At 50.0% G+C, this 14008-nt stretch carries 12 protein-coding genes; 5 read left to right on the top strand and 7 right to left on the bottom strand.

The features are described 5' to 3' along the window. Nucleotides 1-127: 127 nt before the first annotated feature. The 3 genes from rimI to KDK17_RS15500 form a co-directional block, all read right to left on the bottom strand. The gene (gene rimI / locus KDK17_RS15510) at nucleotides 128-583 is read right to left on the bottom strand and encodes a ribosomal protein S18-alanine N-acetyltransferase (protein WP_257254733.1); all 456 of its coding nucleotides are present in this window, start codon (nucleotides 581-583) and stop codon (nucleotides 128-130) included. 96 nt (nucleotides 584-679) lie between these two features. Next, complete coding sequence (locus KDK17_RS15505; RefSeq protein ID WP_257254734.1) at nucleotides 680-1501, bottom strand: hypothetical protein; 822 nt, start codon at nucleotides 1499-1501, stop codon at nucleotides 680-682. A gap of 5 nt (nucleotides 1502-1506) precedes the next feature. Further along, the gene (locus KDK17_RS15500; protein ID WP_257279818.1) at nucleotides 1507-3054 is read right to left on the bottom strand and encodes a 2-isopropylmalate synthase; all 1548 of its coding nucleotides are present in this window, start codon (nucleotides 3052-3054) and stop codon (nucleotides 1507-1509) included. Nucleotides 3055-3599: 545 nt separating this feature from the next. On the opposite strand from KDK17_RS15500, the gene KDK17_RS15495 reads away from it, so the two are divergent. Further along, complete coding sequence (locus tag KDK17_RS15495; protein WP_257279817.1) at nucleotides 3600-4169, top strand: YajG family lipoprotein; 570 nt, start codon at nucleotides 3600-3602, stop codon at nucleotides 4167-4169. A gap of 228 nt (nucleotides 4170-4397) precedes the next feature. Next, complete coding sequence (locus KDK17_RS15490) at nucleotides 4398-5081, top strand: hypothetical protein (protein ID WP_257279816.1); 684 nt, start codon at nucleotides 4398-4400, stop codon at nucleotides 5079-5081. An 88-nt stretch (nucleotides 5082-5169) separates the two neighbouring features. Here the strand turns inward: KDK17_RS15490 and hemH are convergent, their stop codons facing one another. The 4 genes from hemH to hemA all read right to left on the bottom strand — a co-directional run bounded on the left by hemH (nucleotide 5170) and on the right by hemA (nucleotide 9681). After that, nucleotides 5170-6192, bottom strand: a complete 1023-nt coding sequence (gene hemH, locus KDK17_RS15485) for a ferrochelatase (RefSeq protein WP_257279815.1) — start codon at nucleotides 6190-6192, stop codon at nucleotides 5170-5172. 155 nt (nucleotides 6193-6347) lie between these two features. Next, nucleotides 6348-7205, bottom strand: coding sequence for a peptide chain release factor N(5)-glutamine methyltransferase (gene prmC, locus KDK17_RS15480; RefSeq protein ID WP_257279814.1), 858 nt, complete (start codon nucleotides 7203-7205; stop codon nucleotides 6348-6350). Then, nucleotides 7192-8289, bottom strand: a complete 1098-nt coding sequence (gene prfA, locus KDK17_RS15475) for a peptide chain release factor 1 (protein WP_257288462.1) — start codon at nucleotides 8287-8289, stop codon at nucleotides 7192-7194. Before prfA ends, prmC begins: the two co-directional genes overlap by 14 nt. A 105-nt stretch (nucleotides 8290-8394) precedes the next feature. Continuing rightward, nucleotides 8395-9681, bottom strand: coding sequence for a glutamyl-tRNA reductase (gene hemA / locus KDK17_RS15470; protein ID WP_257279812.1), 1287 nt, complete (start codon nucleotides 9679-9681; stop codon nucleotides 8395-8397). 725 nt (nucleotides 9682-10406) lie between these two features. Between hemA and KDK17_RS15465 the strand changes: the two genes are divergently transcribed. From KDK17_RS15465 to ispE, 3 genes are all read left to right on the top strand, one after another. Next, nucleotides 10407-12182: a tetratricopeptide repeat protein gene (locus tag KDK17_RS15465; RefSeq protein ID WP_257279811.1), complete on the top strand. Its 1776-nt coding sequence runs from the start codon at nucleotides 10407-10409 to the stop codon at nucleotides 12180-12182. A gap of 80 nt (nucleotides 12183-12262) precedes the next feature. Further along, nucleotides 12263-12910, top strand: a complete 648-nt coding sequence (gene lolB / locus KDK17_RS15460) for a lipoprotein insertase outer membrane protein LolB (protein WP_257279810.1) — start codon at nucleotides 12263-12265, stop codon at nucleotides 12908-12910. Between the two features lie 122 nt (nucleotides 12911-13032). Further along, complete coding sequence (ispE, locus tag KDK17_RS15455; RefSeq protein ID WP_257288461.1) at nucleotides 13033-13917, top strand: 4-(cytidine 5'-diphospho)-2-C-methyl-D-erythritol kinase; 885 nt, start codon at nucleotides 13033-13035, stop codon at nucleotides 13915-13917. Nucleotides 13918-14008: the final 91 nt, after the last annotated feature.

Raw genomic sequence — 14008 nt, 5'->3', positions numbered from 1 at the left:
ACCAATTTATTGCAACCGCAGTAGGACAGCCTTAAGTCCGACAGGCTGCTAGAAGTGTACTTTGAGTGGCTGCTTGCTGAATGTGGCAGAGATCCTGTTACCGGCAGTTGGCTGGGTGATTGTCCGGTCACTCCCTGACACTCAGATCCAAGGCCATAACAATAGCGTCCTCAGCCTTATGATTTTTGCTGGCCGGGTAGTAGTTTTTGCGGCGGCCAATTTCGCTGAAGCCTGACTTCAGGTAGAGGCTGAATGCTTTTTTGTTGGATTCCCGCACCTCAAGAAACAGGGTTTCAGCCTGTTTGGCTGAAGCGTCGATGAGTTGATTCAGCATGGCAGCGCCGAAGCCTTTGCCCTGTTCGTTGCGAGAGACAGTCAGAATCAACAGGCTGGCCTCTCCTGCAACCAGCATGACGACTCCCTGGGCAACAATTCTGCCCTCGTGCTCGGCTACCATGCAGAGATAGCCTGAGTCGATACTATTCAGGTAGTGCTTTTGATTCCAGGGGTGAGGCCCGGCTTGCTGCTCGATAGCCTCTAGCTCCGGAATGTCCTGATGAGTCATTGCTCTAAATGACAGCATAATAAGTTTTCTCTTTCCGTGATAACTGAGGGATATCGGGCGTATGACACCAGCACCGGTTGCTGAGCATAATCAATTTTGCGTTTGTGGAGAGGATTATGACGAGGTCAGCTCTTTGATGATCGGAGAAATATCCTGCCAGGCTTCTGACTTGAGGGCTGGAAGTTTCATTAACTCATTAAGGCCGTGGGTGACGATAAAGTGTTGATGGGAATGAAGGCCTTTCTGCAAACCCCTCAGTTCGCTGAATGGTCGGTTGGGATCTATAACAAAACGGGCTGCTGCCTGACCAAAGAGCAGGACCACTTTTCGTCTGGCCAGTCCAAACTGGTTACTAAGGTAGGCGCATACTGCGTCAGCAGCGGCAGAGTCATTCTGACTAAGGTGCTCCATCAGGCCAATATTTCCCAGTGGCCAGACAAAGTCACTGAAAGGCAGAGTTTCAGACTCTGCTGGCAATTGAATGGCGCGAAGAATATCGCTGAGTAATCGCTGGTGAAAGCGTGAAAATTGATTCAGTCCGGAGTGAGGCATTTCAGCGACTACCAGACAGTGTTCGTTTGCAGCCAAAGTTACAAGCCTGAACTTGCTGGTTTCTTCTGACTGGTGTTCATTAATAACGCGCTGTTTTACTGGCGTTGCTGGCTTCGAATCTTGTTTCGTTTCGGCACGACCGGAGATGCCCAGCAAATCTTTTGCTGTTGAAGCACCCATAGCGCTTTCAGGGTGCTGAGCTGATTCCTGTTGGGAAGAAAGGGCTGAGTTCTCAGGCTTAAACGCTTCCCCTGGTTCTTCCTGTAAACAGTCAAATGCCCTGGGAGTCAGTGCATTAGGCAGGATCTGCCTGGGAAACCAGGTCTGGATCCCCATGGCATCAAGGTAGTGCTGTCGAGTTCGCTCACTGATCCTGCCTTCCATGACTGTTAGAGGTTTCCTGTCTGTGGGTTGGTTTTTGGGTGGTCAGCATTAAGCAGGTTCAAAGCATTGATGTATGCTTTGGCGGAAGCGACCACGATATCTGTGTCCGCTCCGGAGCCATTGACAATGCGACCCTGTTTTTCCAGACGCACGCTGACGTCACCCTGAGAATCGGTACCGCTAGTAATGGCGCTGACATTATACAATGCCAGATGGGCACCGGAATCAGCAATACTTTCTATGGCTTTAAAGACCGCATCAACAGGGCCGTCACCGGCACTGCGCGCTTCAACTTCCTCGGAATCCACCGCAATGACCAGGCGAGCTTCAGGTGTTTTGCCCGTGCTGGAGCCTGCTTCCAGCTCCACCAGGCGGTATTTTTCTTCTTCATTGCCTGAACGAACATCGCTGACCAGAGCCTGCAGGTCGTCATCGAAGATTTCAGATTTTTTGTCGGCCAGAACCTTGAAGCGGCTGAAGGCTTCCGTCAGTTCGTTACGATCAGCAAAAGTAATTCCCAGCTCTTCCATTCGCGACTGGAAAGCACTGCGGCCGGATAATTTACCCAAGGTCAGGCGGTTAGTGTTCCAGCCAACATCTTCAGCCTTCATGATTTCGTAGGTTTCGCGGTTTTTCAGAATACCATCCTGGTGGATACCGGATTCATGAGCAAAGGCATTAGCACCGACAATGGCTTTGTTAGGCTGAACCGGGAAGCCTGTGATACCTGAGACCAGGCGGGAGGTAGGAACAATATGCTGGGTGTTAATGCCGGTTTCCAACCTGAGTTCGTCCTGACGGGTGCGGATGGCCATAACAATTTCTTCAAGAGAGGCATTACCCGCTCTTTCCCCGAGGCCGTTGATGGTGCATTCAATCTGCCGAGCGCCATTAACGACAGCTGAAAGGGAGTTAGCCACTGCGAGCCCAAGGTCATTGTGACAATGAACCGAGAAGATAGCCTTATCAGAGTTAGGAATACGCTCAATCAGCTGAGCTATTGTATTGCCGAACTGGTGTGGCAGGGCATAGCCAACTGTATCCGGAATGTTGATGGTGCTGGCACCTGCATCAATAACCGCTTCAATGACACGGCACATGAAGTCAATGTCAGATCGTCCAGCGTCTTCAAGGGAGAACTCCACATCGTCAATCAGATTACGGGCCAGCTTAACAGAGGCTACTGCCTGTTCCAGCACCTGATCAGGCGTCATACAGAGTTTGTGTTTCATGTGCAGAGGGGAGGTTGCAATGAAGGTATGAATACGGCCTCGAGCGGCGGGCTGGACAGCTTGCGCTGCTGCCTCAATATCTTTGGGCAGTGCCCGGGAAAGACTGCAGACAGTGCTGTCTTTAATGGTTTCTGCGATGCTCTTAACCGCCTCAAAATCGCCCGGGCTGGCAATGGCGAAGCCCGCTTCAATGACGTCAACCTTGAGTATTTCCAGAGATTTGGCAATCCGGACCTTCTCATCTTTGGTCATGGCTGCGCCGGGACTCTGTTCACCGTCTCTCAAAGTGGTGTCGAAAATAATAACCTGATCGTTGCTCATGGCTGCTGCTCCCGCTGTTCTCTAATCAGCTCAATGTTTTTTTACTGCGTAAGGCTGTGTTGTTTGAAAATTCCGGTATGGGTGATGCTCGCGACAGGCGGCATTTTCTATAGCTGGCAGTCGGAATTTGTTCAAATGTAATCATTTTTCTGACTCTGGGGTCAGAGGGCCAGACGGCCGGGGTCGAAAGTGAAATTAAATAATCTGCTCAAGGCAGCAGGAGTAGTAGGCGGGAAGGACGAAAGATAGATTTGGGAGTAGACACCACAGTCTCGCGGGAAGCTGATGCCCGCACATTGCTGTCGCCATTGTCAGAGACCCGGAGGATTCCGGACCGTTGCTTATCGTTCGCTATAGGCATTGTAATCACGCTCAGCGTTCTGGAATCAGCGTAAGGTTGTTTATGGATTCGATGGTTCGAACTATATCCTCTATGAACAGCTTTGCCAAGCCGGTTGATCCGGTTTTCGAGACTGGATAGGATTTGCATCGACTCAATTTTCTTTCGCCAAGGGCATCCCGCCCACCATAGGATAGCCGGACTCATGAAAAAAACGTCGCTTATTATACTGGGAGCTCTTGCCCTGGGCGGATGTGCCCTGAGCCCTCAGGAAGTGGATGTAACCCCCAAAATTGCTGTGGAAAAGCCTGTCGAGCCGTTACAGGGAACGGTCAGTGTGACCGTTTACGATGAACGGTTGTCCCGCTCTCTTGGCCATCGGGGAGGGGTTTATTCAAGCACCAATGCCATCACGACCAATGACCGCCTGACGCTGGCTATTCGCTCGGCAGTTGAGCTGGGTTTGAGAGAGATGGGGTTAAGAGTGACTGAGTCTGAAGATGTCCCACAGTTCCAGGTTTATCTCGATGATCTGGAATACAAGGTGCCTGAAGGTAGCTACATTACCCAGGTGGATCTGAAAGCAAAAGTACGGGTCAGGGTGGTCAAAGAGGGTCAGCGTTTCGAAGGCGCCTACTCCAGTGAAATCGGTGAGCGTGTTCCCAAGGCACCCTCGGATGAAAAGAACGAGGAGTTGGTCAATAAAGTGCTTAGTGATGTTCTAAGCAGAGCATTGGACGACCCGAGGTTGAAAAGTTTTCTGAAACAGGCCTGAGTCTTTATTCTTCTCGACTGTTGCCCGTGGAATTATCGGTTAATACTGCGGGTAGACTGGATAATCATACACCGGGAAACCTGAAGCCGGAGGTCTTCACAGACAAAACAAAATACCACGTGGGAGTGTCCCGTGCGGAATTTTTCCCAGTAATGATTGTCTGATTCAGTAATGATGTTCCAAGAGTCCGTTGGGCTAAACAATAAGCTGAAAAAAGGAGAATAGATAATGAATGGAAACGAACTTACTGCCAACGCTGGCCAAACATTGCCCCCTGGCTATGAAAGTGGTACTGCTGAGCCCCCTTCTTATGAGAGCGTCATGCTCGCTGATCGGGCACGGTTTCGTTCTCTTGAAACGACCGTTCAAGAGAAGGCTCACAGACTTATCATAACGACGTCGGAGGAGCATCAATGTCAGCCAAAAGAGCTCGCCAAATCATTGGCTAACTATTTGATAGAGACTTTTGGTCTAACAGACACGCGACTTTCATCAACCGGTAGCGTTAACAGCAACGTTGACAACTGCACCGACCCGGATCAATGGAACTGGGATAGTTGGGAAAGACTACTTTATGAACCCATCTTCTTAGGCAGATATGGCGGTAATGCACATTCAGTAAAGGAGGACGAACTGCTTGGGAACGTTGAAATCAAAATCAATGTTCATTTAAGTGATGCCATGCTGTTTAGTCAATTAAAACGCCTGCCATCAGTCAAAGGGGCGGTCGGCGCCTGGAAGCTTCAGGATATGAATAGTTTTCTCGAAATTAAAGATGTGCTCCGTCATCAATGCTTAACAGTGACACCCATCATTAAGGATTGCATCAGAAATGGCCTGTTTCCGAGAGAGTTTATTGATGAGTTGTACGACATGCCAAACTCAGGCGGCATCAGCCAGCAGGGTAGGTAAAAACGCTAAAAGTCCTGAAAAAGGCGGCCATGAGCCCGACTCACTGAAATCCGACATGCTGAAAAAGCTTGCCGAGCTCATCCCGGAATCAACTCTGAAGCGGTTTCTCAAGCCATTGACTGACCAGCTTCGTCCAGGCTGGGTGGCTATTCAGGCAGGGAATGAGCTCCAGGGATTCACCGCCAGCCGCAATGAAGTCCTCTTTCGCTTCCATGCCAATCTCTTCAAGGGTTTCCAGACAGTCAGCTACGAATGCCGGGCAGATGACCAGAACCCTCTTCATACCCTGCTGTGCCAGTGATTCAATCGTACTGCTGGTAGCAGGTTCCAACCATTTATCCCTTCCCAGCTTTGACTGGAAGGCGACAGAGTATTTGTCCACTGGAATGTGGGCTTTCTCAACAAAACAGGCCGTGGTTCTGTATACCTGATGTCGATAGCAGCTGCGATGAGCAGGTGATGCTTTCTGACAACAGTCGTCGGATTTAAGGCAGTGCGAACCTGTGCAGTCATCCTTGCGAATGTGTCTTTCCGGAACACCGTGATAACTGAACACGATGTGATCGTAATCTTTCTCCAGATACTCTTTTGCGCTTTCAACCAGTGCATCAATGTAGGCATCCTGATCGTAAAACACGGGGTGAATTTTCAATGACACCGGCAGTTCGTATTCTTTGATGATTTTTTCAGCCTTCTCTACTACTGTCTTGACGGTCGACATGGCGAAGTGTGGGTAGAGAGGGAACAGCAGAACCTCCTTGATTTCGGGTTTGCTCGCCAGTCTGACCAGGGCGCTCTCCATGTCAGGGTTGCCATAACGCATGGCTAACTCTACTGGCATGGAGGTCAACTTCTGGACTTCTTTATGAAGGTCTTTGCTGATATTGATCAGAGGTGAGCCCTTCTCAGTCCAGACAGAGGCGTAGGCTCTGGCGGACTGAGCCGGTCTTTTGGGCAGAACAAACAGGCTGACAATCATGCGCCGTACTAGCCAGGGCATATCGATGACGTTACTATCCATCAGAAATTCATTCAGATAGCGTCGTACATCTTGTTCATGCGGGCTATCGGGTGAACCCAGATTAACCAGCAATGCTCCGGTATTTTCCATCCCTACTTCCTGTGTACCTTGAGAAATCTTTCAGTGTCAGATGCGAAAAGGCTTCGCTATCGCACATGACGGATTAATGGTTTGATGCTTCAGATCAGAGCTATGGAGTATAACCAAAGGTCAGCATAGGGGAAATGCACTGATCTGGCTCCTGTTCAAGCAGGTTTTTGCGCCAGAGTGACTCGATCCTGATCAGATAAGTCTTGTTGTGTGCTAATGGCGGTAAATCCATTAGCCTCCAGAATGATCCGGATATCACTGCCCTGATCGTAACCGTGCTCAAACAATAACCAACCAGACGGTTTCAGCTTCTCGAAGGCTTGCTGACTGATGGTGCGTATATCATCAAGACCGTCTTTGCCCGCTGTCAGTGCTGATCTGGGTTCAAACTGCACATCCCCCTGAATAAGGTGCTTATCGTCTTCACGGATATACGGCGGATTACTGACAATCATGTCGAGCAGGCCCGGCAGGGGCGAGCACCAGTCACCCTTCACAAACGATACGTTGCTGATCCGGTTGAGGGCGGCGTTCTCTTTGGCGATGGCGACTGGTTCGGGTAGCCTGTCAACGCCAATCACCACCCAGTGAGGTCTTTCGATAGCCATTGCCAAAGCAATGGCGCCACTGCCTGTGCCGAGATCGGCAACGGTTGCCTGTTCTGCAACGGGTATGGACAGGGCGAGTTCTACCAATCGTTCAGTGTCAGGTCTGGGGATCAGTACGGAAGGTGAAACATTAAGTTTCAGACTCCAGAACTCTTTCTCTCCCGTTATATAAGCGACAGGTGTTCCCTGTATCCGTTGTGCCAGCATTGATTCAAACTGTCCGGCCTGTTTGGGAGTCAATTCTCTTTCAGGCCAGGTGAACAGGTAGCTGTAAGGTTTGTCCAACACATGACAGAGCAGAACTTCGGCATCAAGACGGGCTGTGTCGCTTTGTTCCCTTCGGGCGGCATGACTGTCAGTGAGGCGTTGAGTGGCTTCACTGAGGGTCTGGTCAATCCTGCTCATTGGATAGGCCTGTCAGCAAGTCTGCCTGATGTTGCTGAAGAAGGGGGTTAATGACAGGATCCAGGTCGCCTTCGACGATCTCTGGCAGTTTGTATAGCGTGAGGTTGATGCGGTGATCAGTGACCCTGCCCTGAGGGTAGTTGTAAGTTCTTATTCGCTCGGAGCGATCGCCACTGCCGACCAGACTTTTACGGGTTTCGCTGATCGCTTTGGCGGCGGCCATCTCCTGAGCATCCTGCAGTTTTGCAGAAAGCAGGGCCATAGCCTTGGCCCGGTTCTTGTGTTGTGAACGTTCGTCCTGACATTCAACCACAATGCCAGTAGGCAGGTGGGTCAGTCGAATGGCGGAGTCGGTGGTGTTCACGTGCTGACCACCGGCTCCCGATGAGCGGTAGGTGTCGACTCTAAGATCTTCCTTCTTGATCTCAATGGCTTCCTGCTCGTCGGGTTCTGCCATGACGGCGACGGTACAGGCTGATGTGTGTATACGTCCCTGGGATTCTGTTTCAGGCACGCGCTGAACCCGGTGAGCACCGGATTCAAATTTCAGATGGCCGAAAACATTGTTGCCGACCACGCGGGAAATAATTTCCTTATAGCCGCCGTGTTCGCCGTCATTGGCGCTGATGACTTCGATTTTCCAGCCGCGTTTTTCAGCGAAACGGGAGTACATCCGGAACAGGTCACCAGCGAAAATAGCCGCCTCGTCACCGCCAGTGCCGGCACGAATTTCCAGAAAAGTGTTGTTGTTATCCCTCGGATCCTTGGGCAAAAGCAGCAATTTCAGCTCCTGAGCCAGGGTTGGCAGCTTTTCTTCGCAGCTCTGGATCTCTTCCTCAGCCAGGTCTGTCATTTCCGGATCATCTTTCATAGCCTGGGCGTCTTCCAGATCCTTCTGAATCTGGTCGTACTCCCTGTAGGCATTAACAACCGGTTCAAGTTCGGCGTATTCCCTGGAGAGTTTACGGAATTGGTCCTGATTGCCAATCACTAGCGGGTCACTCAGCAAAGCGCTCAGCTCCTCGAAGCGTTCCAGCAGGGTTTCAAGTTTGGTGCTCAGGCTGGCCAGGTTGGGATCTTTCATTTGGATTTAATCAATTCTTGGTTCAGGTGTGAACCTGATGGGTTATACAGGGATTCGATAACTTCTGACTGAGTTCCAGCCCGGTAGTGACAAGGCCAGGCATAGCTAAGAGTGATTAGGCTCTTTAGCGCGTTCTTCATAACGGCGATGAATACCCAGCAGCTCTTCGGCCCACTCCAGTCGGCTGTTTTGACCTTCTGCAGCTGCTTTCTTTAATTCCACGCTGGGCGTGTGCATGAGCTTGTTGGTCAGTGACCGGGCAAATTGAGTCAAAACCTGTTCGGCCGGAATGCCATTGGCCAGAGACAGCATGGCTTTTTCAAGTTCAATGTCTCTGAGTGTCTCAGTATTTTGTCGATAGCTGCGCAGAACATTCACAGCATCCAGTGAGCGCAGCTGGCTCATGAATTCAAAAGCGCCGGTTTCGATCAGCAGCTCAGCTTCCCTGGCGGCATCCTGTCGCTGCTGCATATTATCCTGAATAACGTCATGAAGATCATCGACGGTATAAAGGAAGATGTCTGGCAATTCAGTGACTTCAGGTTCAATATCGCGGGGAACTGCAATGTCCACCATAAATATGGGGCGGTGTTTGCGCTTTTTAATCGCTCTTTCGGCGCTGCCTTTACCCAGGACGGGGACCGGGCTGGCGGTAGAGGAGACCACAATATCAGCGGCTGGCAGTAAGTGAGGAATGTCTGAAAGCAGGGCGGGCTTGCCATCGAACTTGTCAGCCAGCAGTTTCGCCCGGCTCATGGTTCGGTTAGCGACAATGATGTTTCTAAGGCCTTGCTGGTGAAGGTGTCTGGCGACCAGTTCGATGGTTTCACCCGCACCAATCAGTAGCGCGGTGTTCTCAGAAAGGTCAGCAAAAATTTGTTTGGCAAGGGTAGTGGCTGCGTAGGCTATGGAAACGGGTTGTCTGCCAATGGCAGTGTTGGTTCGAACTTGTTTGGCGGTAGTAAAGCAGTATTGGAATAGCCTGGAAAGCAGTGAGCCAATAGTCCCGGCCTCCTGGGCCTGGGCGTAGGCTGACTTCATCTGACCAAGAATCTGGGGTTCTCCCAGAACCATGGAGTCGAGGCCGCAGGCCACTCTCATCATATGGCGAACAGCGGCTTTGTCGTGATGGATGTAACTGTGCTGGTTAAGCAACTTCTGATCCAGATTGTGATAGCCAGTCAGCCATTCGAGAGCTTTGTGATAGTCGGCGTTGCTGGCACAGTATAGTTCTGTCCGGTTACAGGTAGACAGAATGGCTACTTCATTGGTATGCATGAAATGGCGGGCATCCTGAAGCGCCTCAGGCAGTTGCTCAGGTGAAAAAGCGACCTGCTCCCTGAGTGCGACGGGTGCAGTTCTGTGATTGATACCGGCGGTAAGATACCCCATATAGTCCTGTTGCCTTTTCTTACGCTCTAATCAGTCCTAAATACCTGGCGAGGTACTTAGGGCTGCCTTCTTAGTTGGAAGGTTCATTTATTCAATCCAGTCTCCGTGCCTTCTGACGAAAGATTGGGCTGTCTGTTTGAGAGTCACTGCTATTATTGACCGTACAGTATTTTACAACACCGGACAGCAGGCTGTTGCCTGTGCCCTGAATTCTGCCACCTGAAGCAGATCGAAATTTTCGTTTCGGGTATTTTGGTGGCCTATGCGGCTTTTGCCATCCCACGATTGTTTCAATACGTGGTTGTTTCAATAAAAGCAGAGGGAATACCTGTCATGCCAGACAGATGATAAATATCAGATAGTCCGCAGTTTATTGTCAGAGCTTCGTTCAGTGCATGGCTCCGGTTCTGTTGACACACTGCATCAGCAGGGAGCGGCGCACTCAGGTCAACAAAGAATCTTGAGCTTTGCTCTGTTTTAACAGCTCTTTTGGCCGATCAATTCTCCTATGGAACGGCAACAACTGCAAACCCGGATGTATCCAGTCATACCCATAATAAAGATAAATATTTTGTAGGGTCTTACTGTGCAGGCTCTTTTGCAAAATGTTTTTCACAATAATTTGCGTATGTCATGATAAAGAAGGCCACAGTTCAATGCTGATCCATCCGGGACTGCAGGCTTCAGTGCAGACATTATTTCCAACGGGTAAAGGCATACCATTCATGAAGAAACTTAATGGTTTCTCTTTAGTGCTGATAGCCATGCTGGTATCAGGTTGTTCTTCAGTTCAATATTCAGAACAGCCCGGCGCGGCTGCTGAATCTGTTCCCGCCCAAGTCAGTGATGAGCCGCAAGAATCGGTAGCTTCTTTTGAACCTGATACCCTTTATGATCTGCTTGTGGCCGAACTGGGTGGCCAGCGTAAACGTTATGATCTGGCATTGGGGTATTACCTCAAACAGGCTCATAAGACTCAGGATAAGGGTATTGCCAAACGGGCTTATCAAATCAGTCAGGTGGTCGGGGCTCATCAGGCATCTCTGGATGCTGCATTACTCTGGGCAAATCTGGATGATAAAAATGCAGCAGCTTTGCAGGCCGTCGCTATTGAACTGATCAGGGCTGGTCAGCTGGATCGAGCCGTTGAGCAGATGAGAAAAGTGCTGGCTTTGGAGGGTGAGGCCAATTTTGATTTTCTCGCAGCCGGTGCCTCCGGGCTGCCTGAAGATGAAAGGGCGCGATTGCTGAGCACCTTTGACAGCATACTCAAGGATTATCCGGGTCATCAATCACTCAAGCTGGGTAAGGCCATTTTGCTACTTCAGGATAATCAGTCAGAAGCAGCGATCAAGCTTTGTGATCAGCTTCTTGCCAGGGAGCCAGACTACGTTAAGGCTATCATACTCAAAGGCCGGATCCTCAATAAGATGGGTAAAGGTGATGAGGCTGAGGCTATGCTGGCTAAGGCCGTCAAGGAGTATCCCGATATTCCCCGTCTGCGTCTGATTTATGCCAGCGCACTGGTTCATCTGGATAAGTTGAGTGAAGCTCGTGAGCAGTTTCAGGTGCTTTTGAATCAGTCGCCCTATGATGTCGAGATTCTGTTGTCTTTGGCACTGATTTCTCTTGAAAGCGGTATGGTAGCAGAGTCAGAAAACTACTTTAAACAGCTGTTGGCGCTGGGACAGAGAAAAAGTACCGCTAATTATTACCTGGGATGGATGGCGGAACAGAAAGGGGAATATGACCAGGCTCAGGAGTATTTTCTGAATGTGATGCCAGGCAAGGAGTTCATGACGTCAAGGGTTGCCCTTGTCCAGATGCTGCTCAAGCAGGGTAAAGTGGCAGAGGCTCGACAGCAATTGGAAGAAGATCGCAACCGATTCCCGGTGCATGCTGAGCAGCTTTATTTGCTTGAGACAGAAATTCTGGTGAATAGCGGAGAGCTTGACGATGCTTTAAAACTGTTTTCAGACGCTGTGCTGCGCTACCCCGACAATGTTAACCTGGTTTATGGTCGGGCTATGGTCTACGAGAAGTTGGGAAGAATCAAAGATCTTGAAGCAGATCTGCGTGCCATTATTAAGTCTCAGCCAGAAAATGCGGCAGCTCTTAATGCCCTTGGTTATACCTTGGCGGATCGTACCAACCGCCTTGAAGAGGCAAGAGAGTTGATCGAGAAAGCCTATGTGCTGGATGAAGATGACCCTGCCATTATGGACAGCATGGGGTGGGTACAGTACCGTCTGGGTAACTATCAGGCTGCCCTTGTTTATCTCAAAAAAGCCTATGAAAAGTATCCCGATCATGAGGTGGCTGCTCATCTGGGTGAAGTGCTATGGGCTCTGGGGCGCAAACAAGATGCACGAGCTTTGTGGGATGAAGCTTTGCAGAAGACTCCGGACAGTGACGTTCTGAAAAAGACCCGTGAGCGATTGGAAAGGCAGCACAAAGAGAGCGATGTTCTGGCGGACCCTAAGGTTTCTATCGTAAAGTAAGCTTGATGAGTCCTCTGTTATGCATCTAACACAACAGGCCGCAGGGCCTGTTTCATAAAACGCAAAAACTGGCAGGCTGTATGCAGATACCGTTTTTTTCCTCATACCTGACTGACCCTTCATTACAGCTAAAACTGGCTCTTCTTATGATTTTTGCCCTGATTCTCTCTGGCTGTGCCATTGCTCCAAAGCCGGAGAAAGGGCTTTCAGAGGCTCAGCGTCAGTCGCTGTGGCAGGTTCATCAAAAGCAGCTGAGAGGTCTGGGTCATTGGAACCTGAAAGGGCGAATGGGTTTGAGAGTTCCCGGAGATTCTGGAACCCTGTCCCTGGAATGGCAGCAGAATAAAGAGAGCTATCTCATCTATCTGGACGGCCCTCTGGGGCAGTCGGTGGCAAAAATTAGTGGTCAACCGGGTTTCGTAGCGCTGGAAGCCTCGGGTAAGCGTTATCAAGACCGCAATCCTGAGAAGCTTCTTTTTGAGCTGACCGGTTGGGATTTACCTGTCAGCCTGCTGCGATACTGGGTTATGGGGCTGCCCAGTCCTGAGAGTAAGGCTATTACCCAGTTAAATAACCGGGGGTATCCTGAGCTGATCGTTCAAAAGGGGTGGCAAGTTGAATATCTGCAGTACAAGGACTTCTCCGGAGTCACTCTGCCTGTCAGGATAAAAATCCGACAGGATGGGGTGCAGGCAACACTGTTTGCCAGAAGCTGGCAACTCAAATAAGCTTTCATTTTTTATCTTTAATATCTCTTTTGCTCAGCAGATTTGTGAGCGTTTTGCATCACCCTGCTATAAGGCAGAAGTTGTTTAATTATTCATGACTGCAATTTCAGGATGGTTCGTTGATGTCGTCTTCAACTCTGGTTCTGCCTGCTCCGGCCAAGCTAAACCTTTTCTTGCATATAGTCGGACGTCGGGAAGACGGTTATCATCAGCTCCAGACCATTTTCCAGTTTCTGGATTTTGCTGATGAACTGACCTTTGAGCATCATGACAGTTTATTACTAAGTTGTGACGTTCCAGAGCTGGTCAGTGATGACAATCTTATTCTCAGGGCTGCCCGTCTTTTACAAGACCTCACTGGTTGTGAAAAGGGCGCCAGGATCAGGCTCGTTAAACGTTTACCCATGGGGGGTGGAGTGGGTGGAGGAAGTTCCGATGCAGCCACAGCACTTCATGGCCTGAATATTTTGTGGGAGTTGGGTCTGGATGAAGATACGCTGGCAGAGCTGGGGCTGAAGTTGGGGGCCGATGTGCCGGTTTTTGTCAGGGGGTACGCTGCTTTTGCCGAGGGAGTTGGCGAGGAGTTAACGCCTGTCAGGCCTGAGGAGAACTGGTATCTGGTTCTCAAGCCTGACTGTCACGTCAACACAACCGAAATGTTCCGTCATCAGGAATTGACAAGAGATACTCGTCCCATTAAAGTTTGCGCCGCATTAAACGGGCTGCATGGAAATGAGTTGACCAATGACTTTCAGCCATTGGTTCGAAGGCTGTATCCGGAAGTTGATAAATGTTTAATGCTGTTGGATAATTCCGGAAATTCGAGTGTGGGGCAGGCCATGATGAGTGGTTCGGGTGCCTGTGTGTTTATGCCGTTTGCCAGTCGTGAAGAGGCGGAAACGACTCTGGCAGGAATCGACTCTGACGTCGAAGGTTTTGTTGTCAGTGGTGTCAATATATCTCCGCTTCACAACTCGATCAGTCAACTTCGATCATGTGTGAATTAAACTTCATTATCCCGCTGAAAGTGACTGTAAATTATGTTACTGGGGTGTCGCCAAGCGGTAAGGCAGCAGGTTTTGATCCTGCCATGCGGGG

This window comes from Endozoicomonas sp. SESOKO2 (assembly GCF_024606245.1).
Classification (GTDB): domain Bacteria; phylum Pseudomonadota; class Gammaproteobacteria; order Pseudomonadales; family Endozoicomonadaceae; genus Endozoicomonas_A.
This window is presented reverse-complemented; position numbering and strand designations above follow the sequence as displayed.

Excerpts from the sequence above, each read along its gene's own strand:
- rimI (WP_257254733.1), bottom strand. The coding sequence starts at position 583 with ATGCTGTCATTTAGAGCAATGACTCATCAGGACATTCCGGAGCTAGAG.
- KDK17_RS15505 (WP_257254734.1), bottom strand. The coding sequence starts at position 1,501 with ATGGAAGGCAGGATCAGTGAGCGAACTCGACAGCACTACCTTGATGCC.
- KDK17_RS15500 (WP_257279818.1), bottom strand. The coding sequence starts at position 3,054 with ATGAGCAACGATCAGGTTATTATTTTCGACACCACTTTGAGAGACGGT.
- KDK17_RS15495 (WP_257279817.1), top strand. The coding sequence starts at position 3,600 with ATGAAAAAAACGTCGCTTATTATACTGGGAGCTCTTGCCCTGGGCGGA.
- KDK17_RS15490 (WP_257279816.1), top strand. The coding sequence starts at position 4,398 with ATGAATGGAAACGAACTTACTGCCAACGCTGGCCAAACATTGCCCCCT.
- hemH (WP_257279815.1), bottom strand. The coding sequence starts at position 6,192 with ATGGAAAATACCGGAGCATTGCTGGTTAATCTGGGTTCACCCGATAGC.
- prmC (WP_257279814.1), bottom strand. The coding sequence starts at position 7,205 with ATGAGCAGGATTGACCAGACCCTCAGTGAAGCCACTCAACGCCTCACT.
- prfA (WP_257288462.1), bottom strand. The coding sequence starts at position 8,289 with ATGAAAGATCCCAACCTGGCCAGCCTGAGCACCAAACTTGAAACCCTG.
- hemA (WP_257279812.1), bottom strand. The coding sequence starts at position 9,681 with ATGGGGTATCTTACCGCCGGTATCAATCACAGAACTGCACCCGTCGCA.
- KDK17_RS15465 (WP_257279811.1), top strand. The coding sequence starts at position 10,407 with ATGAAGAAACTTAATGGTTTCTCTTTAGTGCTGATAGCCATGCTGGTA.
- lolB (WP_257279810.1), top strand. The coding sequence starts at position 12,263 with ATGCAGATACCGTTTTTTTCCTCATACCTGACTGACCCTTCATTACAG.
- ispE (WP_257288461.1), top strand. The coding sequence starts at position 13,033 with ATGTCGTCTTCAACTCTGGTTCTGCCTGCTCCGGCCAAGCTAAACCTT.